19 protein-coding genes and 2 pseudogenes are annotated in these 19,385 nt (G+C 68.1%); 11 read left to right on the top strand and 10 right to left on the bottom strand.

Features of this window, described 5'->3' with window-relative positions; all coding sequences use genetic code 11:
* Positions 1-24 precede the first annotated feature (24 nt).
* Both ABZS43_RS14245 and ABZS43_RS14240 read right to left on the bottom strand, forming a co-directional pair.
* Positions 25-765 (bottom strand): VOC family protein, encoded by a 741-nt coding sequence (locus ABZS43_RS14245; protein ID WP_355036291.1) that lies wholly within the window; start codon positions 763-765, stop codon positions 25-27.
* 171 nt (positions 766-936) lie between these two features.
* Positions 937-1,920, bottom strand: a complete 984-nt coding sequence (locus ABZS43_RS14240; RefSeq protein ID WP_355036290.1) for a helix-turn-helix domain-containing protein — start codon at positions 1,918-1,920, stop codon at positions 937-939.
* A 141-nt stretch (positions 1,921-2,061) separates the two neighbouring features.
* Between ABZS43_RS14240 and ABZS43_RS14235 the strand changes: the two genes are divergently transcribed.
* Complete coding sequence (locus ABZS43_RS14235; RefSeq protein ID WP_355036402.1) at positions 2,062-3,336, top strand: MFS transporter; 1,275 nt, start codon at positions 2,062-2,064, stop codon at positions 3,334-3,336.
* A 55-nt stretch (positions 3,337-3,391) separates the two neighbouring features.
* Here the strand turns inward: ABZS43_RS14235 and ABZS43_RS14230 are convergent, their stop codons facing one another.
* The gene (locus ABZS43_RS14230; protein WP_355036289.1) at positions 3,392-3,817 is read right to left on the bottom strand and encodes a DUF3099 domain-containing protein; all 426 of its coding nucleotides are present in this window, start codon (positions 3,815-3,817) and stop codon (positions 3,392-3,394) included.
* Positions 3,818-3,922: 105 nt separating this feature from the next.
* Here ABZS43_RS14230 and ABZS43_RS14225 point away from each other — a divergent pair, with 105 nt between their 5' ends.
* Positions 3,923-4,159 (top strand): DUF3039 domain-containing protein, encoded by a 237-nt coding sequence (locus ABZS43_RS14225; RefSeq protein ID WP_355036401.1) that lies wholly within the window; start codon positions 3,923-3,925, stop codon positions 4,157-4,159.
* A 21-nt stretch (positions 4,160-4,180) separates the two neighbouring features.
* Here the strand turns inward: ABZS43_RS14225 and ABZS43_RS14220 are convergent, their stop codons facing one another.
* A complete protein-coding gene (locus tag ABZS43_RS14220) occupies positions 4,181-5,428 on the bottom strand; it encodes a YihY/virulence factor BrkB family protein (protein WP_355036288.1) in 1,248 nt (415 codons plus the stop codon).
* Between the two features lie 231 nt (positions 5,429-5,659).
* Between ABZS43_RS14220 and ABZS43_RS14215 the strand changes: the two genes are divergently transcribed.
* Positions 5,660-7,363, top strand: a complete 1,704-nt coding sequence (locus tag ABZS43_RS14215; protein WP_355036400.1) for a DEAD/DEAH box helicase — start codon at positions 5,660-5,662, stop codon at positions 7,361-7,363.
* A 7-nt stretch (positions 7,364-7,370) separates the two neighbouring features.
* Here the strand turns inward: ABZS43_RS14215 and ABZS43_RS14210 are convergent, their stop codons facing one another.
* On the bottom strand, positions 7,371-7,967 hold the full coding sequence (locus tag ABZS43_RS14210; RefSeq protein ID WP_355036287.1) for a TetR/AcrR family transcriptional regulator: 597 nt from the start codon (positions 7,965-7,967) through the stop codon (positions 7,371-7,373).
* A gap of 103 nt (positions 7,968-8,070) precedes the next feature.
* Here ABZS43_RS14210 and ABZS43_RS14205 point away from each other — a divergent pair.
* Positions 8,071-8,546 (top strand): annotated as a pseudogene (locus ABZS43_RS14205) (SDR family oxidoreductase).
* 66 nt (positions 8,547-8,612) lie between these two features.
* On the opposite strand, the gene ABZS43_RS14200 reads toward ABZS43_RS14205, so the two are convergent.
* On the bottom strand, positions 8,613-9,164 hold the full coding sequence (locus ABZS43_RS14200; protein WP_355036286.1) for a hypothetical protein: 552 nt from the start codon (positions 9,162-9,164) through the stop codon (positions 8,613-8,615).
* A complete protein-coding gene (locus tag ABZS43_RS14195; RefSeq protein WP_355036285.1) occupies positions 9,164-10,921 on the bottom strand; it encodes a DEAD/DEAH box helicase in 1,758 nt (585 codons plus the stop codon). The genes ABZS43_RS14200 and ABZS43_RS14195 overlap by 1 nt, the downstream gene beginning before the upstream one ends.
* Positions 10,922-11,077: 156 nt before the next feature.
* On the opposite strand from ABZS43_RS14195, the gene ABZS43_RS14190 reads away from it, so the two are divergent.
* Positions 11,078-11,794, top strand: a complete 717-nt coding sequence (locus ABZS43_RS14190; protein WP_355036399.1) for a TetR/AcrR family transcriptional regulator C-terminal domain-containing protein — start codon at positions 11,078-11,080, stop codon at positions 11,792-11,794.
* Between the two features lie 126 nt (positions 11,795-11,920).
* On the opposite strand, the gene ABZS43_RS14185 is transcribed toward ABZS43_RS14190, so the two are convergent.
* A complete protein-coding gene (locus tag ABZS43_RS14185) occupies positions 11,921-12,115 on the bottom strand; it encodes a hypothetical protein (RefSeq protein ID WP_033087939.1) in 195 nt (64 codons plus the stop codon).
* 276 nt (positions 12,116-12,391) lie between these two features.
* On the opposite strand from ABZS43_RS14185, the gene ABZS43_RS14180 reads away from it, so the two are divergent.
* The 3 genes from ABZS43_RS14180 to ABZS43_RS14170 all read left to right on the top strand — a co-directional run bounded on the left by ABZS43_RS14180 (position 12,392) and on the right by ABZS43_RS14170 (position 14,737).
* A complete protein-coding gene (locus ABZS43_RS14180) occupies positions 12,392-12,772 on the top strand; it encodes a DUF952 domain-containing protein (protein WP_355036284.1) in 381 nt (126 codons plus the stop codon).
* Positions 12,773-13,069: 297 nt separating this feature from the next.
* Positions 13,070-13,552, top strand: a complete 483-nt coding sequence (locus tag ABZS43_RS14175) for a cation:proton antiporter regulatory subunit (RefSeq protein ID WP_355036283.1) — start codon at positions 13,070-13,072, stop codon at positions 13,550-13,552.
* A 3-nt stretch (positions 13,553-13,555) separates the two neighbouring features.
* A complete protein-coding gene (locus tag ABZS43_RS14170; RefSeq protein WP_355036282.1) occupies positions 13,556-14,737 on the top strand; it encodes a cation:proton antiporter in 1,182 nt (393 codons plus the stop codon).
* 16 nt (positions 14,738-14,753) lie between these two features.
* Here ABZS43_RS14170 and ABZS43_RS14165 read toward each other — a convergent pair whose 3' ends face one another.
* On the bottom strand, positions 14,754-15,590 hold the full coding sequence (locus tag ABZS43_RS14165; RefSeq protein WP_355036281.1) for a rhomboid-like protein: 837 nt from the start codon (positions 15,588-15,590) through the stop codon (positions 14,754-14,756).
* Between the two features lie 98 nt (positions 15,591-15,688).
* On the opposite strand from ABZS43_RS14165, the pseudogene ABZS43_RS14160 reads away from it, so the two are divergent.
* The 3 genes and pseudogenes from ABZS43_RS14160 to eutC all read left to right on the top strand — a co-directional run.
* Positions 15,689-15,859, top strand: a pseudogene (locus ABZS43_RS14160) (ethanolamine permease); the annotation flags it as partial.
* A 166-nt stretch (positions 15,860-16,025) separates the two neighbouring features.
* Entirely contained in the window at positions 16,026-17,444 is a 1,419-nt protein-coding gene (locus ABZS43_RS14155; protein WP_355036280.1) for an ethanolamine ammonia-lyase subunit EutB, read from the top strand.
* Positions 17,444-18,343 (top strand): ethanolamine ammonia-lyase subunit EutC, encoded by a 900-nt coding sequence (gene eutC, locus ABZS43_RS14150; RefSeq protein WP_355036279.1) that lies wholly within the window; start codon positions 17,444-17,446, stop codon positions 18,341-18,343. Before ABZS43_RS14155 ends, eutC begins: the two co-directional genes overlap by 1 nt.
* Here eutC and ABZS43_RS14145 read toward each other — a convergent pair.
* The gene (locus ABZS43_RS14145; protein WP_355036278.1) at positions 18,301-19,221 is read right to left on the bottom strand and encodes an MHYT domain-containing protein; all 921 of its coding nucleotides are present in this window, start codon (positions 19,219-19,221) and stop codon (positions 18,301-18,303) included. The genes eutC and ABZS43_RS14145 overlap by 43 nt on opposite strands.
* Positions 19,222-19,385: the final 164 nt, after the last annotated feature.

Here is a 19,385-nt window from a genome sequence, read left to right as displayed (position 1 = left end):
ACAGCCGATACGCGCCGATGCGTCTCAGATGCCGTTCGGGTCGCGGGCGGTGACGCAGTACGGCGCGTCGGCGGGATCGTTCAGGACGATCCAGTGTGAGTGACGCTCCACGATCGTCGCGCCGACGGATTCGTGCCAGGCCACCGTGGCCTCGATATCGGAGCAGGACAGATCGATATGCGCGCTGGTCGGGCGGCTTTCGCCCAGACGCTGCAGCAGGATCTGAATGGGCAGCGGCTCTTTCGCGCGCAGGCGGGCGAATTCGGGCAGCCGACCCGTGCGATGCTCCCAGGCGGTGAGGGACTGCCAGAATGTGGTTTCACGGTCGTAATCGGCGGGGCCGATATCCAGGCAGATCTGGTCGACGCGGCTGAGAGTGCCGTCCGGGGCGCGGAAGGCGGGCGCGGGCCTGCCCGCGGCGCGGCCACTCGGGGTGAGACAGAAGATCTGCCCCGACGGCGAGCGCAGTACGGCGTAGTCGGGGTGGTTCGCGACGAGATCGGCGCCGAGATCGAGGGCGATGCGGACCGTGGCGGCGATATCGTCGACATCGAGGTCGAGATGGACGCCTCCGAGGCCGGTCACCGACTGCATCTTGACCGAGGCCGCCGCGAAATGCGCGGGATCGGGCAGCAGCGTGAGGAATTCGCTGTCGGCGCCGCGGCGTTCGGAGGGGGCGGTTCCCGTCACCGTCGACCAGAATTTCACGCAGTCGTCGAAACGCTGTGCGGGACGGTCGAGGAACGCCCAAACCCACCGAATCATCGTGTCTCCTGTGTGCTGTGGGACACACCCACTGTTGGCCCCCGGACACAGTAGGTGTCGAGCGTCCCGGCTGTCGAGCGAATACCGCTGCCCCTATCCCGCGCTGCCCCTATCCCGCGCTGCCCCTATCCCGCGCTGCCCCTATCCAGTGCCGCCCTATCCCGTGCTGCCCTACCCCGTGCGGAATGTCTTGCGGTAGGCCAGCGGCGCGACGCCGAGTTCGGCGCGCATGTGGTGGCGCAGCGATGCCGCCGTCCCCATTCCAGAGGCGCGCGCCACCGCGTCCACCGGCAGATCCGTGGTCTCGAGCAGCCGTCGCGCGTGCCGCAGTCGCTGACGTAGCAGCCAGGAACCCGGCGCGAGTCCCGTCTCCGCCTTGAACCGCCGGGTGAAGGTCCGCACGCTCATGCGCGCGTGCGCGGCCAGGGTGTTCAGGTCGAGTTCTCGATCGAGATGCCGCAGCGCCCACGCGCGGGTCGGCGCGGTGCCGTCGGAACCGGGCTCGGGGACCTGGCGTTCGATGAACTGCGACTGACCGCCCTCGCGCCACGGCGGCACCACGCAGTAACGCGCCGCCCGGTTGGCGATCTCGCTGCCGTGATCGGACCGGATGATATGCAGGCAGACGTCGATACCGGCGGCGAGACCCGCCGCGGTACAGATATTTCCGTCCTCGACGAACAGCAGGTTCTCGTCGAGGTGGACCGCGGGGTAGAGCGCGCGGAAGGTGTCGGCGAACGCCCAATGCGTCGTCGCGCGCCTGCCGTCGAGCAGCCCCGCGGCGCCGAGAACGAACGCGCCGGTGCAGATGGACATGATCCGGGTCTGCGGTCGGATCGTCGCGAGGGCGGCGGCCAAGTCCCGCGACGCGATGCCATCGACGCGCGGTCCCGGTGCGCGCGTGCCGGGCACGATCACTGTGTCGGCGGTGGCGAGCAGTTCCTGGCCGTGGTCGGCGACGATGGTGTACCCCGCGGTGGACCGGATGCCGGAGGGAGTCAGCCCGCAGATATCCACCTGGTATCGCGCTGCCCCGTCCGCGCCGATGGCGGCGCCGAGCACCATCGACGGGATGGTCATATCGAAGCCGACCACCGGCTCCAGCGCCAGGACGGCGACGCGGTGCGGTGCGGGCGGGTCGATGGTCGCGGTCATGGTGTCCTCCGAACTCACTCGACAAACGGTTTGGCTAGATCTTGACGCATTGTGGCATTCAGGCCACTCGTCCGCGTACCGCGCATCGGGCACGCTCAGCAGGTGACCGAACTGCACACTCCGCGCGAGGCGCCGGAACAGGTGTCCGACATCGAGATTCGTCCCGCTCGACCCGGATGGCATCCCGCCTGGGCGGTCGCGGCTGTCGGTTTCGTCGCGCTGCTCGGCGCGGCTGCCTTCCGCTCCGTACCCGGCGTGCTGATGGACCCGCTGCACGAGGAATTCGGCTGGTCGCACGGCACCATCGGCGCCGCCGTCTCGCTGAATCTGCCGCTGTACGGACTGATTTCGCCGTTCGCCGCGGCGCTGATGGAGCGTTTCGGCATCCGCAGGGTAGTGGCGTGCGCGCTGCTGCTCGTCGCGGCGGGCAGCGGACTCACCGTGTTCATGACCCAGGCGTGGCAGTTGGTGCTCGCCTGGGGGCTGTTGGTCGGCGTCGGGGTCGGCTCGATGTCGATGCCGTTCGTCGCGACCATCACCGGACGCTGGTTCGTGCGTCAGCGCGGGCTGGTCACCGGGGTGCTGACCGCCGCGGGCGCGACAGGCCAGTTGATCTTCCTGCCCCTGGTCTCGGCGCTGGCGCGCGACCACGGCTGGCGGTTGCCCTCACTCATCGTGGCCGGTGCGGCATTGGCCGTGGTGCCGCTGGTCGTGCTGTTCATTCGCGATTACCCCAGCGATGTCGGCGTCACCGCCTACGGCGCGGAACCGGGGAGCGCGGTCGGCGTGCGCACCGTCCCTGTCGGTGGGGCGGGCCGGGCCGTCACCGTATTGGCGCTGGTGGCGCGCACCCCCGGATTCTGGCTGCTCGCGGGTGGATTCGCGGTATGCGGCGCATCGACCAATGGCCTGGTCGGCACCCATTTCGTGAGCGCGGCGCACGATCACGGCATGCCCTCGACCACGGCGGCCGGACTTCTCGCGGTCGTCGGCATCTTCGACGTCGCGGGCACCATCTTCTCCGGTTGGTTGACCGACCGGGTGGATCCGCGCTATCTGCTGCTGGCCTACTACACGCTGCGCGGTCTGTCGCTGCTGATTCTGCCCTCGCTGTTCGCGCCGGGTACCGAGCCGAGTATGTGGGTGTTCATCATCTTCTACGGGCTGGACTGGATCGCGACCGTGCCGCCCACCGTCATGCTCTGCCGGGAACTGTTCGGTGACGACGGTCCGGTCGCCTTCGGCTGGGTTTTCGCCTCGCATCAGGTCGGGTCCGCGATCGCGGCCACCGGCGCGGGTGTCATCCGCGACCTGCATGGCAGCTACGACCTCGCCTGGTATGTGGCGGGCGCGCTGTGCGGCACGGCGGCACTGATGTCTATCCGTATTCGCAGGCCCCGCGCGCACGTGGCCTGAGCGCGCGCACGTCGCTGGAGTTCAGCCGTCGATGGAGCTCAGCCGTTGACGGAGCTCAGCCGTCGATGGAATTGTGCTTGCGGGCTTCGAGGGCGATCTGTTCGCGGCGGCCGTCCCACCGGCTCGGTTCGTTCTTGCGCCGCGGCGGGCGATCGTTGGCGATGAGGACAGCGATCCACGGCAGCGGAATCGAGACGCCGATGATCAGCAGCGAGATCAGGGCATTGCCCCACAGGCTGTAGGCGACGGCGGCGAGCACAAGGCAGGGGATGCGGAAGGCCATGATGATGGTGTAGCGGCGGACCCGGGCGCGGTGCTGATCCTCCAGCGAGGGCGCGGCCTCGGTGATGAGGACGGGATGGTCGTCATCACTACCGGGGAAGTAGCCTCGCGAACGGTTTCGTCGATCGGGCTCGTCGACGTCCGGGCGATCACCGCGGCCGATGTCGTCGGCGTCGGAGGTGTCGCCGTGTTGCTGCATACCGTCGAGTCTTCCACGCTGTCGGACCCACCGCACACACCCCGGTCAGCGGATGATCGATAGCCGCGCAGGCGTCGATACGGGTAATGCGGCATCATGGAATCCGTGAGTACCGAAACCCTGGTTCGCCCGGATACGACCACCGACGAGACGACGGGCGACGACACCCCGAAATTCTTCCACTACGTGAAGAAGAACAAGATCGCCGAGAGTGCCGTCATGGGAACGCACGTGGTGGCATTGTGCGGCGAGGTCTTTCCGGTGACGCGCTCGGCCAAGCCCGGTTCGCCGGTCTGCCCGGAATGCAAGAAGGTCTACGACGGGCTGAAGAAGGGCGACTGACCGACCGGGAACCACGGCCGACTACGTCGAACTGCGTAGCGGTGACGGCGTCGCCGGAGGTTCCCGATCCGCGGAGCCCCGCTGCGTGGTCTTCTCGAAGGCCACGGGTTCGCCCGTCGACTTCTCCCGTGTAGTCGGACGGGCTTTCCCCGTGTCTGTCTCCTCGCCGCCTTTGTTGTCGACACCTGTCTCCTGGCCGCCGCTGTTCTCCCCCGCCGAATCGTCCGATTCGGTGTCGTCGGCGCTGTCGCCGCGCACCTGGTTGGACAGCCACTCCTTCATCTGCTCGAGGCGCGTCGCGCGCGCGGGCCAGAACTCCTGGACGGCCGCGTTGAATTCCGCGCCCAGTATCACCGCGAACGCCAGGAAGTACGTGAACAGCAGGAACGCGATCGGGGTCGCGAGCGCGCCGTAACTGACGCCGGTTTTGGTGACCCAGGACAGGTAGCGCCGCAGTCCCTCGCTGGCCGCCATGAAGAACACGCCTGCCACCAGCGCTCCGCCGAAGAGCCGGTGCCACGGCAGCGAGCGATGCAGTGCCAGTTTGTACAGCGTGGTGAGGCCGATGATGAGTAGCAGGCCGACGCCGGGATAGTAGAAGGAGTCCACCAGTCGCAATCCCGGCTCACGCCAGGAGTTGGGCAGGATCCAGCCGATGATGGCGGGTCCGAGCGCGACGAGCGGCAGGATGAAAACCGCCGCGACCAGGAACAATACGTACAGCAGCAACGCGAAGATGCGCTGCCACACCGGATGTCGGGCGTCCTGCTGATCGTGGGCTTCCACGATCGAGTCGACGAAGGTCGCCATGGCCGAGGAACCGGCCCACAGCGACAGCACGAAGCCCACCGAGACGACCGCGCCGCGCCCGCGTCCGAGGACATCGGCGACCGTGGGTTCGATGAGATCGGACACCACCGACGGGCTGAACAGATCCCGGCTGAAGGTGATGATCTTGGACTGAACGATCTGCACGGTATCGGGACCGAACCAGCCGCCGACATAGCCGAGGCTGCCGAGCACGCCGAGCAGCAGCGGCGCCAACGACAAGGTCTGCCAGAACGCCGCCGCCGCCGATTTGGCGAAGATCGAGTCGTCCCAGGCCTTGACCGCGACCCGCGCGGCCAGCCGCCAGATATGCCTGCCCGCGCGTCGGCCCCATCGTCGCACGGCGTCCGTCCACGGTGGCGGCGTGCCACCGCCACCACCGTGGATCGGCTCTTCGCCGTCCCACGGTGCGGTATCCGGTAGGGGACTTTCCTCGGTCATGGTGTCTACAGCATGTCGCAAGAGTGCTCGACGCACCGGATTGTCGCGCTGTCGTGTCGGTAGTGGGCACGTGAACAGGGTGTCGCGGACCGTGACCGGGTGTGATGCCCGTCGCGCCCGTCGCGTCGGTTTGGCGACACGCCGCTCGCGGCAAGTAGGGTCGTCTGCGTGACTGGGTCGGGTGGCGTTGCGGCAGGAGATGAGGCGACGTCGGGTGATTCGGGATCGTCGGTGGCCGGGTTCGGCACGCTGCGTGCCTGGCAGCGGCGCGCGCTGACGAAATATCTCGCGACCAAACCCCGTGATTTTCTCGCGGTGGCGACCCCGGGCGCGGGTAAGACGACGTTCGCGCTGCGCGTGGCCGCCGAACTGCTCGCCGACCGCACGGTCGATCAGATCACCGTCGTCGCGCCGACCGAACACCTCAAACACCAGTGGGCCGAGGCCGCGGCCCGCAACGGCATCGCGCTGGACTCGCGCTTCTCCAACGCCACCGGCGGCACCTCGGGTGATTACCACGGTGTCGTCGTCACCTACGCCCAGGTCGCCTCGCATCCGACGCGGCATCGGGTCCGCACCGAGAACCGCAGGACGCTGGTCATCCTCGACGAGATCCACCACGCGGGTGACGCGAAGACATGGGGTGACGCGACCGCGGAGGCATTCGGCGACGCGACCAGGCGGCTCGCGCTGACCGGAACCCCTTTCCGCAGCGACGACAGTCAGATCCCTTTCGTCACCTACGAGCCGGGTGAGGGCGGTCTGCCGCAATCGCGCGCCGATCACACCTACGGCTACGCCGAGGCGCTGGCCGATGGCGTCGTGCGGCCCGTGGTCTTCCTCGCCTACTCCGGGGAGGCGCATTGGCGCGACAGCGCGGGCGAGGAGCACAGCGCCCGCCTCGGCGAGCCGCTCAATGCCGAACAGACCGCAAGGGCCTGGCGTACCGCGCTCGACCCGGCGGGCGACTGGATCTCCGCGGTCCTTCGCGCCGCGGACACGAGACTGCGGCAGTTGCGCGGTTCGGGCATGCCTGACGCGGGCGGCCTCGTCATCGCGACCGACCAGGAGCGCGCCCGCGACTACGCCGAACTGCTGGAACATATTTCGGGTGAGCGGCCCGCTGTCGTGCTCTCCGACGACCCGACCTCCTCGAACCGGATCGCCGAATTCAGCAAGAACACCCAGCCGTGGATGGTCGCGGTGCGGATGGTGTCCGAGGGCGTCGACGTGCCCCGCCTCGCGGTCGGCGTCTACGCCACCAGCGCCTCGACCCCGCTGTATTTCGCGCAGGCCATCGGGCGTTTCGTGCGCGCCCGCAGGCCGGGCGAGACCGCGAGCGTCTTCGTGCCCTCGGTGCCGGTGCTGCTGGATCTGGCCGCGCAATTGGAATTGCAGCGCGACCACATCATCGGCAAACCGCACCGCGAGAAGGACGGGCTCGACGACGAACTGCTGATCGAGGCGAACAAGCAGAAGGACGAGCCGGGCGAGGAGGAGAAATCCTTCGTCGCACTGGCCGCCGACGCCGAACTGGATCAGGTGATCTACGACGGATCGTCCTTCGGCACCGCGACCTTCTCCGGCAGTGACGAAGAGGCCGACTATCTCGGCATCCCCGGCCTGCTCGACGCCGACCAGATGCGCGCACTGCTGCGCGAACGCCAGACCAAGCAGATCGCCGACCGAGGCGAGATGCGCGCGCCCGAACCATCCGGTCAGGTCGCCGTCGCGGCGGAACGGGTCGCCACCGCCGGCAAACTGGGTGAATTGCGCAGGGAGTTGAACAGTCTCGTCGCCATGCACCATCACCGAACCGGCAAGCCGCACGGTGTCATCCACGGTGAGCTGCGCCGGGAATGCGGCGGCCCGCCGACCGCGCTGGCCACCGCGGATCAGCTCGGCGAGCGGATCGCGGCGCTGCGCCGGAAGTAGGCCTCGCCTATTCGGTGGGCCACGCCGTCATCGCGGTATCGATGGACTGCGTCAGTTCGGCGAGGGTAGCGCCGTCGCGGGCCTGGATGGACAGCCCGTACAGCACGGTCGTGTAGAAGGTCGCGAGGGCGGCGGTATCGGTGTCCGCTGGCAGGTCGCCGTCGGCGACGCCGCGGTCGAGTCGTCGGCGGATATCCCCGCTTCTACCCCGGCGCTTGTCTACGAGGAAGTCGCGGATGGGGGCGCTGCGGGCGGTGTAGGTGGACCCGGCGAGTACCACCATGCAGCCGTGCGGTGTGCCCTCGGCGGTGTATGCCAGCGCGCTGTCGCGCAACATGGCCTCGATACTCGCGCGGGCGGTCGGCTGCTCGCGCAGGGCGATTTCAGCGTCGCCGCCGTGGGTCTGTCCGTACAACTCGACGGCCGCGCGGAACAGTGCCTCTTTATCGCCGAACGCGGCGTACAGGCTCGGTGAATTGATCCCCATGGCGGTCGTCAGATCGCTCATCGATGAGCCCTCGTAGCCGTGCTCCCAGAACACTTCCATGGCGCGGCGCAGCGCTGCGGATCGATCGAAAGCCCTGGGGCGTCCGCGTGCCGCCATGCCACTCCTTTCTGTGTCGATCGTTAAAGATACCCCTTGACGGTGCCGCGGTCGGGGGCTTAGGTATTTATGTACTGATCGACACAAAATTAGGGAGTTCGAGATGCCCGAACTGATGGGCAAGGTGGCGCTGGTGACAGGTGGCAGCCGGGGAATAGGCGCGGCCATCGCGCGCAGGCTCGCCGCGGAGGGCGCCGACGTGGCGGTGACCTACCGCGAAGCCGAGGGGCGGGTGGCATCCGTCGTCGCCGATATCGAATCGCTCGGCCGCCGCGCCGTCGCCATTCGTGCCGACAGCGGTGACGCGGGCGCAAATCCGCCCTCAACGGATTCACCAAAGCCCTTGCCCGCGAGCTGGGTTCGCGTGGTATCACCGTCAATCTGGTGCAGCCGGGGTCCACCGACACCGAAATGAATCCCGCCGACGGCGAGCACGCCGAGCATCAGGTGGGGCTGAGCGCCCTCGGCCGCTTCGGTACGACCGACGATATCGCGGCGGCCGTCGCCTTCCTGGCGGGTGAATCCGGGCGGAGTATCACCGGCGCGTTCCTCACCGTCGACGGCGGCACGAACGCGTGACGAGCCTCAGCCGTGACCCGTTTCAGCGGGCGCCGACGCGCCTGCTGGTAATGATTCCACCCGAAGTCAGGCGAGGTCGAAATAGTCCGCCGGATCGAGGGCGTTGAGAGCCGTCCAGCGCGGGACTTCGACGCGGGCGGGGGATCGCGCGCCGGTCGCCGCGTCGAAGTACCCCTGGATTTCGAGGGTGAGGCGGGGATTCTCGTCGACGCGGCGGGCCATGTCGTAGATCGCCGACAGGACGTGGACGCACCGTGGGGTACGCGCCGAACAGGAACAATCCGTCGCGGCCAGCACGGGGGCGGGGGAGATTCCCGCGGCGGTCAGTGCCCGGTGCGTCTCGTCGGTGAGGACGGTCGGCTCGGGAATGGCGGCGGCGAGCGCCGTGATCGCCGCGCGCGAGAGCGGCGCGACCTCCAGATGCGTCACCGAGGCCTGATCGCCGCGGTGTATCCCGGCGCGGACGACGCGTCCCTCGATGCCGGTCCGGACACCGCCGTTGCGGGCGATGCTGCGGGCACGCGGCAGCAGCGGATCAGGGCGGCTCTGGCGCAGTGGCTCGGCCAGCCTGACCCAATCCATGCCCCACGCGGTGTAACCGAATTCGTTGTCCGCCATCAGTTCTCCCTCTTACGGCGCAGGATTTCCACGAGTTGGCCGTCATCGAGGCGGGCCAGAGCGGCGATACCGGCGGAATCGGAGAGATCGGTGAGCGCGGATTTGCGATCGTGCATCCCCGCGATGTGCTCCTCCACCGTCGTGGCGCAGGTCAGGGTGGTGATGGTGACGGTGCGCGTCTGCCCGATGCGGTGCGCGCGATCCGAGGCCTGCGCTTCCACCGCCGGATTCCACCAGCGGTCGAAGTGGATGACGTCGGCCGCCCGGGTGAGGGTGAGGCCGGTGCCGGCCGCGCGCAGGCTCAGGACCAGGACGGGCGGTCCCTCGGGTGCCTGGAAATCGGTGACGATCGCCGCGCGCGCCGCCTGGTCCAGTCCGCCGTGGAAGAACGGCGCGGTGATGCCGAACTGCTCGTACAGATGACGTACCAGCAGTTCTCCGGTCTGCCGGTACTGGGTGAACACGAGCGTGGGGGAGCCGGTTTCGAGGTTGGTGGCCACGATATCGGCGCACAGATCGAGTTTTCCCGACCTCCCGGACAGTTCCCCGAGGTCGTCGGTGACGAGTCCGGGGTGATTGCAGACCTGTTTGAGCGCGGTCAGCGCGGCCAATACCCGGCTCTGGCGTCGTGCGCCGGAGCCGAAGCCGTCCTCGATGGCGCGATCGAGTAGCCGGTCGTAGAGCTTCTCCTGCTCGGGGGTGAGGTCGCAGAGCAGATCGCTGTGGATCTTCGCGGGAAGCGAGGCGGCGACTTCGGATTTCTTGCGTGCCAACAGCACCGGCTCGATGGTGTCGCGCAGGCGGGCCGCGGCGGTGGCCGAACCTTCGCCGATCGGCCGGACGAACCGGCGGCGGAATTGGGTGCGGTGGGCGAACAGTCGCGGTGTGACCAGGTTCAGCAAGGCCCACAGTTCTTCGAGGTGGTTCTCCACCGGCGTCCCCGTCAGCGCGACCTTCGACATCGCGGTGAGCGCCCTGGCGGCCTTGGACACCTGGGTGCGCGGATTCTTCAGTGCCTGTGCCTCGTCGAAAACCGCGGTGGCCCAGTGCTGATCGGTGAGCAGGTGACCGTGCAGGCGCAGGGTCGGATATCCCGCGATAACCACCGTGCCCCCGGTATGGGCCCCCGATACCCCGCCACGCCAGATCGCCGGTCGCAGATCGGGTGCGAAACGGGTGATCTCGTGGGCCCAGTTGCCCACGAGCGAGGTCGGGCAGATCACGATCTGCGGTCCCCGCTCGGCGCGTCCGAGCAGGAATCCGATGGTCTGCACGGTTTTACCCAGGCCCATTTCGTCGGCGAGCACCGCGCCGCCGAAGGCCTCTGTCGTCTCCCGTAGCCATCCCACGCCCCGCACCTGGTAGGGCCGTAGCTCGGCTCGCAGCGTCGTCGCCAATTCCGCCTCCACCGCGCGGCTTTCGCGCACGATCCGCAGCGCGCGTTCGGCGGTGACGATGGAGGTGTTCGTCGCGTCGGGGACCGCGTGCGCCGCGATCGGCAGGCGGGTGATCCGCTCGTCCCCTTCGACCACCTGCCGCCAGGCGAGCAGGGACCGTCCCGGCTCGTCGAGTGCGACGATCCCGGAAGTCCCCGACGCTGCGAGTTCGGCCGGGTCGACCAGCGCGCATTCGACGTCGGAGATTTCGATCGCCCCGTGCGGGCCGGTCGGAACCGCGAGCGCGAGGGTTTGGCGGCCTTCGACACTCGCGGGCGGGCGACCGGTGGCGTGGCCGGTCCACGTCCACAGGGCGAACATGTGGCGGTCGGGCAGATAGGTGGCCTGTGTGCTGCGCAGGGCTGAACCTCGATCGTCGTATAGTGTACGGAATATCGTGACAACGTACACCGTACCGAATTGATTCCGAGGGGTTCCGTGGCCGAAGGCACAGACGCGCGAGAAGCCGAACAGCTGATGCGCCTGCTGTGGCGACATACGGTGCCTGCCCGCGCGGGCGGGCGTGGGCCCAAGCAGAAGGTCGGCGTCGACGCCGTGGTGGCGGCGGCCGTCGCGCTCGCGGACCGGGACGGATACGACAGGGTTTCCATCCGCGCCGTCGCCGCCGAACTGGGATTGCGGCCGATGAGCCTCTACACCTACGTGCCGAGCAAGGACGCGTTGGCCGTGCTCATGGTCGACGCCGTCGCCGACCAGGACGCCGCCATCCCGGCCGCCGCCCCGGCGCGACGCCGGATGGGGGCGATCGCCCGGCAGGTGCGCGCCGAACTCCTCGCGCACCCCTGGCTGCTCGAGGTCTCGCCGTGGCGACTGGTGCTCGGTCCCGGCCGGATGCGCAGATACGAGCGACAGTTGGCCGCGATCGAGGGCATCGGGCTGTCGGATCTCGATATGGATCGGGTGATCGCGGTGCTGTCGGAGTTCGCGACCGGTAACGCCAGGATGGCGCTCGCCGCGTCACGCAGCGCGGCTGTGCTGAGCGACGCGCGGTGGTGGGAGGAACACGGCCCGCTGCTGGATCGACTCATGCCGGCGGCCGAATACCCGCTGTCCACACGGGTGGGGGCCGCCGTCGGCGAGCACTATCAGGCCCCCGCCGATCCGGACGACGCGTTCGAATACGGCCTCGACCGCTTACTCGACGGGATCTTCGCCGAGCTGGACGCGAAGTGATCGACCGTCATAGCCGCTCGCTCTCGGCCCGGAGAAACCGACAGCGGGCGACATTGTCGCCCGCTGTCAGGGAATACGATGTTCTGTTTTTCGATGCTGTTGTGTCGGGACGCGAATACCACTGGTTCAGAGAGCGGGAGCAGACTCCGTATCGATCACGGCCTCGAGCTCACGCAATCGATCCATGTGTTCGTTCGCGTGGTGCTGGCAGAAGAGCAACTCTCCACCGGCGGGCAGCGTGGCGCGCACGCGTGCCGCCGCACCGCAACGGTCGCAACGATCGACCGCGGTCAGTGGGGTGCTTGTCAGGGTTCCTGGCATGACTCCTCCGTCCTGGCTCCCGGCACTACAGTCCGTTCACCTGGTGTGGGGCCCCGTGGTCACTCCGCGGGGCTCGCTACCGCTACTTCCCAGCAGTGGTATGACTACTCTGTCAGACGTTCGGGACGGGGGCTTTGTTCCCGCGAATGATTCAATGTGTTTTCGCTAACATGACCTGCGATTTCGCTACGGGCGAACATCTCATGCCAACTCCGACCACACAGCCTCGTTCACGCCTCGATCCGGCCGATTCAGTTGTCTACCGGGAGATTACCCGTGATCTACGACACTCACACGCTCGTTCACATTTGTACTCGCGACGAGTGGCTCGCCGCCCGCCCGACCGGCGAGTATCGGCCATCGTCGTTCGACGAGATCGGTTTCATCCACCTCTCGGCGCCTGCGCAGGCGCATCTACCGGCCAACCGGCTCTTCGCCGGACGCGATGACCTGGTCCTGTTGCGCATCGAACCGTCTCGCGTCGGTGCGCCGATCGAATGGGAGCCGGGGGTGCCCACCGATCCGGAATCGATGCTGTTTCCGCACCTCTACGGCCCGCTGCCGGTGCAAGCCGTCACCGAGGTGGTCGAATTCCGGCCGGACCCGGACGGCACGTTCGCGCCGCTGACCGCCGCGAACGACGGCGAACCGGGCTGAGCCGCCGGGCCGGAATGGTCGGGCCGGAATGCTCGAGCGGTGGCCCCGTGAGTCTGTCGAATCGCTGCTCCGACGATCCGTGGCCGACGCACAGCCGGGTGAGTGTGCGCGGTCGCGGCGGCGGTTCGGTCCGCGCCGGTGTTGTCACCGGATTGCGCACCGAGACAGTCACTGTCGACGCGTCGGCGCGCACCGAAATGATGACTGGCAGCCGATCCAGAGGGGCTGGTAGCGCCGCTGCCACGCACCCGGAGGGGCCTGCGGCACAAGGGGCATAGTGAGAGTTAGGGTGGAGAGGTGAACGTCGATGTCACCGCACTGCCCGGTATCGGGGTACGCAAGGATTTCCAGGCGCGCTCCGGCCGCCGCATCGGTGTGGTCGACCACCGCGACGGCGGCATAGATCTGATCGTCTCCAAACTCGACGATCCCGACGCCTGCGCCGCGCAGATCCCCCTCAGCACCGACGAAGCCGCCGTCCTGGCCAATCTGCTCGGCGCGCCGCAACTGGTGGCCAAACTCAACGAGGATCACCGGGATATGCCCGGCATCACCACCCGCCAGATACCGATCGGCGCCGACTCGCCGTACGAGGGGCGCACCCTCGGGGAGACCGGAATGCGCACCCGCACCAAGGCGTCCATCGTCGCGGTGATGCGCTCGGGCCAGCTGTATCCCTCGCCCGGTCCCGATTTCACCTTCACCGCCGACGATGTGCTCGTGGTTGTCGGAACTCCCGACGGCCTCGACGCCGCCGGGAAGATCCTGTCGCACGGGTGAGCCGTGACCGCCACCGCGCTCGCGTTACTCGAGCTCGGGGCGGTTCTGTTCGTCCTCGGGATGCTCGGCCGCGTCGCTGGCCGCTTCGGAATGTCACCCATTCCGCTCTACCTGCTCGGCGGTCTCGCCTTCGGCCAGGGTGGTTTCGTCGAACTCGGCGCGGCCAATGAATTCGGCCATCTGGCAAGCGAAATCGGCGTCGTGCTGCTGTTGCTCCTCCTCGGGCTGGAATACACCGCCGCCGAACTCGTGACGGGGCTGCGGCGCTCCTGGGCGGCGGGCCTGATCGATATCGTCGCCAACGCGACTCCGGGCGCGGTGGTGGCGCTGCTGCTCGGCTGGGGGTTCGACGGCGCGATCACGATGGCCGGGGTCACCTACATCTCGTCGTCGGGCATCATCGCGAAAGTACTGAACGATCTCGGCCGGCTCGGTAACCGCGAGACTCCGGTGATCTTGTCCATCCTGGTGTTCGAGGATCTCGCCATGGCGATCTACCTGCCGATCCTCACCACGGTGCTGGCCGGACTGAGCCTGCTCGCCGGAATGGAAGCAGTCGGGCTGGCGCTGGTGACCGTCACGGTGGTGCTGGTGGCGGCGTTGCGATACGGGCATTACGTGTCGGCGATCGTCGACAGTTCCGATAACGAGGTGTTCCTGCTCAAACTCCTCGGCGCCGCACTACTGGTCGCGGGCGCGGCCTCGGCGCTGAATGTCTCGGCGGCGGTGGGCGCGTTCCTGTTCGGCATCGCGATCTCCGGCTCCACCGCGCACGAAGCCGTGAAACTCCTGGAGCCGCTGCGCGATCTCTTCGCCGCCATCTTCTTCGTCGCGTTCGGCCTCGGCACCGATCCGCGGGCGATCCCGCCCGTGCTCGGCTGGGCGATCGTTCTCGCGGCGGTCACCGTGCTGACCAAGGTCGCCACCGGCTGGTGGGCGGCGCGCCGACAGGGCGTCGGATCGATGGGCCGGGCGCGCACCGGCGCCGCACTGGTGGCGCGCGGCGAATTCTCCATCGTCATCGCGGGTCTGGCGGTGGCGACGGGAGCGGTGGAGGGCGAGCTGGCGGCGCTCGCCTCCGCCTACGTGCTGCTGATGGCGGTGCTCGGGCCGATCGCGGCCAGGGTCGTCGAACCGATCATCGATCTGTTTCAGCGACGTCCCGGATCCGCGCACAGCGTCTGATCCGCCCTCGACCGAATCAGTTCGCCTCCTCGCCCGAGGTCTCGGCGCCGCCGGATTCCCCCTCGCCGGGCGCCCGCATCCGCTCGACCCGCCGCCAGAATGCCGAGGCCAGCCCGCCGACGAGAAGTCCGATCACCGCCGCGCAGAGATGGCCGTAATCGGTGAAGGTGGGGTCGACCCACAGTGCCACGACCACCGCCACGACGATGGCAACCGCCCACATCCACCGCACCGGGCCGAGGAAGCGGAATGCCATCGCGGCCAGCACGGCGGTGAATCCGTAACTGGTGCCGACGTCGGCGGCCATCGCGACCCGAACCGGAATGATGCCGCGATCGATGGCCTGGCTGATACCGGTCACGGTGAGCACCGTCGCCCCGATATGGCCGGTGGCGAACAGCATGATCCAGCGGGCGGTGCCGAGCCAGCGCTCGGCCGCGGCCATCACGGTCAGGAATCCGGCGATGGTGATCCACGGGAACCCGCCCTCGGTCCAGAAGGCCGACGCGACCAGCACCTGAACCGGGTTCTGCCGCATGTTGTGCAGATTCGTCGACGCGGACAGGATCAGCCTGCGCTCCACCGCCGCGCCGACCCCGCGCAGCGTCCACCAGGTGACGAAGAGGGTGAAGGCGTAGGCAGTGCTGGCCGGCGCGGACCCCAGGTGAGCGCGCACGGCGGGCAGGACGCGCCGCATCGCGCGTGGCGAGCGGAGCGCGGTCGACGCCGCACGCACTTGCGCGCCCAGGTCGACGGTGTCCGTCCAGGGCGAACGGATTCGCGGCGCCACAGATGTACCCACGGTGACGAGTGTGCCGTGCGGCATCGGCTCGAACCACGTGCGACGCGTCACCGAAACCGGCCTTCGACCGTAACCGAGTTTCACCTCCGGGCAATATTGCCTCCCAACAATTGGTCCATTGCCCAATTCCGCCAGGAGTGCGCATCACCATGACGATCGACGACGCGACAGCGACACCCCCGACGACCGAGGACGACTATCTCGCCAAGCGCACGCTGCGCTCGGGTTCGGCGGGCTGGCTGCTGCTGGCAGGCCTCGGCATCAGCTACGTGATCTCCGGTGACTTCTCCGGCTGGAATTTCGGTATCGCGGAAGGCGGACCGGTCGCGGCGGGCTGGACGCTCGCCGCGTTCTGCGCCTTCATGCTGTACTTCGCCCTCTACAGCAGGCACCGGCTGGTCGCGTCGTCCCCGGACGAGGAGTTCGCGGTGCTGGCGCGCGCCGAGGAGGATTTGGAATGAGGCGGCCCGCCGGGAAGGTTGCCCGATGACTCGCTACACCCAGCGCCTGGGCGGTGTCACCTTCACATTCGACGGACTGGTGGAATTGCTGGCCAAGGCGACCCCGCTGCGCAGCGGCGACGAACTCGCGGGGTGCGCGGCCGGGTCCGACGCCGAACGCGCCGCCGCCCAGTGGGCGCTGGCTGAGGTGTCGCTGACCGAATTCCTCCGTGATCCGGTGGTGCCCTACGAATCCGACGAAATCACCCGGCTCATCATCGATACCCACGATCGGGTCGCGTTCCAGCCGATCTCGCATCTCACCGTGGGCGGATTGCGCGACTGGCTGCTCGCCGTCGCGGCCGGCGAGCACGGGGTGAGCCCGGCGCGGACGCTGCGCGCGATCGCGCCTGGCCTGACACCGGAGATGGTCGCGGCGGTCAGCAAGATCATGCGTAATCAGGATCTGATCGCCGTGGCACGCGCGGCCGAGGTGAGCGCGGCCTTCCGCAGCACCATCGGGCTGCCGGGCAGATTGGGCACCCGACTGCAACCGAACCACCCCACCGACGATCCGCGTGGAATCGCCGCCGCGGTGCTGGACGGGCTGCTACTCGGCTGCGGTGACGCGGTGATAGGCATCAATCCGGCCACCGACTCGCCGCGCGCCACCGCGGATCTGCTGCGACTTCTCGACGAGGTGCGCGTTCGCTTCGACATCCCGACCCAATCCTGCGTGCTGTCCCACGTCACCACCACGATCGGGTTGATCGAGTCGGGCGCGCCGGTGGATCTGGTATTCCAGTCCGTCGCGGGCACCGAGGGCGCGAATTCCGGATTCGGCGTGGATCTTTCGCTGCTGCGCGAGGGGAACGAGGCGGGTCGGTCGCTGCGGCGCGGTACCGTCGGCGAGAACGTGATGTATCTGGAGACGGGACAGGGTTCGGCGCTCTCGGCGGGCGCGCATCTCGGCACCGGCGGTCGGCCGGTCGACCAGCAGACGCTGGAGGCCCGCGCCTACGCGGTATGCCGTGAGCTGGACCCGCTGCTGGTGAATACCGTCGTCGGATTCATCGGACCCGAATACCTCTACGACGGTAAGCAGATCATCCGTGCCGGACTCGAGGATCATTTCTGCGGCAAACTGCTCGGCCTGCCGATGGGTGTCGACGTCTGCTACACCAATCACGCCGAAGCCGACCAGGACGATATGGACACCCTGCTCACGTTGCTCGGGGCTGCGGGCGTCGCCTTCGTCATCGCCGTGCCCGGAGCCGACGACGTCATGCTCGGCTACCAGAGTCTGAGTTTCCACGACGCGCTCTATGCCCGGCGCGTGCTCGGGTTGCGGCCCGCCCCCGAATTCGAGTCCTGGCTGGCGGGATTGGGCATGCTCGACTCCACCGGCCGAATCCTGCCGGTGCGACCACATGCCTCGCCGCTGCGCGCTTTGGCGGGTGCGTGATGGGCTCGTCCTCGGATATCGCGCCCGATTCGACGGTCACCGCGCCGGAAGATCTCGCCGAATACGGTTTCTGGCGTGAGCTGCGTCGGACGACACAGGCGCGGATCGGACTCGGCCGCAGCGGCGACGCGCTGCCGACGGCACGGGTGCTGGAATTGCGTGCGGCCCATGCCGCGGCGCGCGACGCCGTGCACACCGCGCTCGATGTCGCGGATCTGCGCCGCCGCGTCGACGAACTCGGGCTGGGGGAGACGATCGAGGTGCCCAGCAGGGCCGGGCACCGCGCGGACTATCTGCGCAGACCGGATCTCGGGCGACTGCCCGCCCCCGGATCGCTGGCCGAGATCCCCCGCAGCGGAGCCGATATCGGCTTCGTTCTCGCGGACGGACTCTCACCCCGCGCACTGACCGATCACGGACCGTCCATGCTCGGCGCCCTGGTCGCCGAACTGGCACAGCACTATTCGATCGCCGCGCCGGTGATCGCCACTCAGGCCAGGGTCGCACTCGGCGATCACATCGCCGAGGCCATGGGGGTGAGCACCGCGGTGGTGCTGATCGGGGAACGTCCCGGCCTGTCGGTGGCCGACAGTCTCGGCATCTACCTCACCCATCTGCCGCGCCCCGGGCGCACCGACGCCGATCGCAATTGCGTCTCCAATATCCACCCGCCCGAAGGCCTCGACTACGTCAGGGCCGCGAAGGTGGTGGCGGGTCTGGTATCCGGCGCACGTCGGCTCGGCCGGTCGGGAGTCGACCTCAAGGACACCTCGGGCACTGATCTTCCCGGCCCCGCCACGATGATGGCGCTCGACCAGCGGGAATCCACCTCGGTCGAACCGAACACTGTGGGGGCTCAGCGTTTACGCGACGGAGTCGGGCGGGTGGTCGGCCAGTAGGGCGTTCCCGCGTCGTCGGTCAGCGGCGCGGCATCGGACCGGGCCATCCCCCACGGATCATCCGTATGCGGTTGCGCGGGAGCGAATTTCACCGGCGGAGGAGCGACGTCGTCGCCGGCGGGCCGCACGGTGACGGGCCGCAGCGGCGGGAGGTCGAGATCGTGATCGATCGCGGTGAGGCTGACACTGATGAGCAGCAGCATGGTGACGATACTGATGCCGACGATCAGCGGGGCCAGCAGTTGCAGGGGATCGGTTCCCTCGGGGGTACCGCGATGCTCACCACCGTGGGCCTGCATCGCCGCCATGCCGGTGTAGTGCATACCGCAGACCGCCACCCCCATGATCAACGCCGCGCCCGCGGCGGCGAGCAGACCTCGGACGTTCACGGTGAACCACAGCGCTGCCGTGGCCGCCACGACGGCGATCACCAGCGAGAGCACGACGAGGGGTGTGTTGTAGGTGATGGTCGCGTTCGATTTCATCGCGTACATGCCGGTGTAGTGCATCCCGGCGACGCCGAAGCCGGTGATAGCGCCACCGGCCAGCAGGGCCGACAGTCTGGGATGTGGCGTGACGACGAGCAGGAGCCCGATGCCGACCACCACGATCGAGGTGCCCGCGCTGAACAGCGTCAGCGGCACATCGAAACGGATCGCTGAGCCCTGAATCGAAAAGCCCAGCATCGCAATGAAATGCATGACCCAGATACCGGTGCCCCCGATGGCCACGGCGGCCAGCGCCAGCCACAGCAACCGCTTCTCGCCCGACCGCGCGCGGGCGGCGCACTGTAGTCCGAGTAGCGACCCGGTGAAGGACATGATGTAGGACAGTATGGGCGTCAACCAGCCGTAGCTGAAGTGGTAAATATGCAGCACCGCGAACCCTACTGCCGGTCGACGTCGCCCGGCGAACCTGAAATGTGGCGGCTCAGACAATACGGCAAGGCGTAAGCTGCCGAGTTACGAAACGGGTGCCTCGGATAGTGGCATCGGTCACTATCCGGTTTGATCGGGATAACATTCGGCTACATCGGCGCTCG

This window comes from Nocardia sp. NPDC005366 (assembly GCF_040606855.1).
GTDB lineage: Bacteria > Actinomycetota > Actinomycetes > Mycobacteriales > Mycobacteriaceae > Nocardia.
The sequence above is the reverse complement of the archived record's forward strand: the minus strand, read 5'-3'. Positions and strand labels throughout refer to the sequence as shown.

Coding starts and splice junctions, on each gene's coding strand:
- ABZS43_RS14245 (WP_355036291.1), bottom strand. CDS start 765: ATGATTCGGTGGGTTTGGGCGTTCCTCGACCGTCCCGCACAGCGTTTC.
- ABZS43_RS14240 (WP_355036290.1), bottom strand. CDS start 1,920: ATGACCGCGACCATCGACCCGCCCGCACCGCACCGCGTCGCCGTCCTG.
- ABZS43_RS14230 (WP_355036289.1), bottom strand. CDS start 3,817: ATGCAGCAACACGGCGACACCTCCGACGCCGACGACATCGGCCGCGGT.
- ABZS43_RS14220 (WP_355036288.1), bottom strand. CDS start 5,428: ATGACCGAGGAAAGTCCCCTACCGGATACCGCACCGTGGGACGGCGAA.
- ABZS43_RS14210 (WP_355036287.1), bottom strand. CDS start 7,967: ATGGCGGCACGCGGACGCCCCAGGGCTTTCGATCGATCCGCAGCGCTG.
- ABZS43_RS14200 (WP_355036286.1), bottom strand. CDS start 9,164: ATGGCGGACAACGAATTCGGTTACACCGCGTGGGGCATGGATTGGGTC.
- ABZS43_RS14195 (WP_355036285.1), bottom strand. CDS start 10,921: ATGTTCGCCCTGTGGACGTGGACCGGCCACGCCACCGGTCGCCCGCCC.
- ABZS43_RS14190 (WP_355036399.1), top strand. CDS start 11,078: ATGCGCCTGCTGTGGCGACATACGGTGCCTGCCCGCGCGGGCGGGCGT.
- ABZS43_RS14185 (WP_033087939.1), bottom strand. CDS start 12,115: ATGCCAGGAACCCTGACAAGCACCCCACTGACCGCGGTCGATCGTTGC.
- ABZS43_RS14155 (WP_355036280.1), top strand. CDS start 16,026: ATGACTCGCTACACCCAGCGCCTGGGCGGTGTCACCTTCACATTCGAC.
- eutC (WP_355036279.1), top strand. CDS start 17,444: ATGGGCTCGTCCTCGGATATCGCGCCCGATTCGACGGTCACCGCGCCG.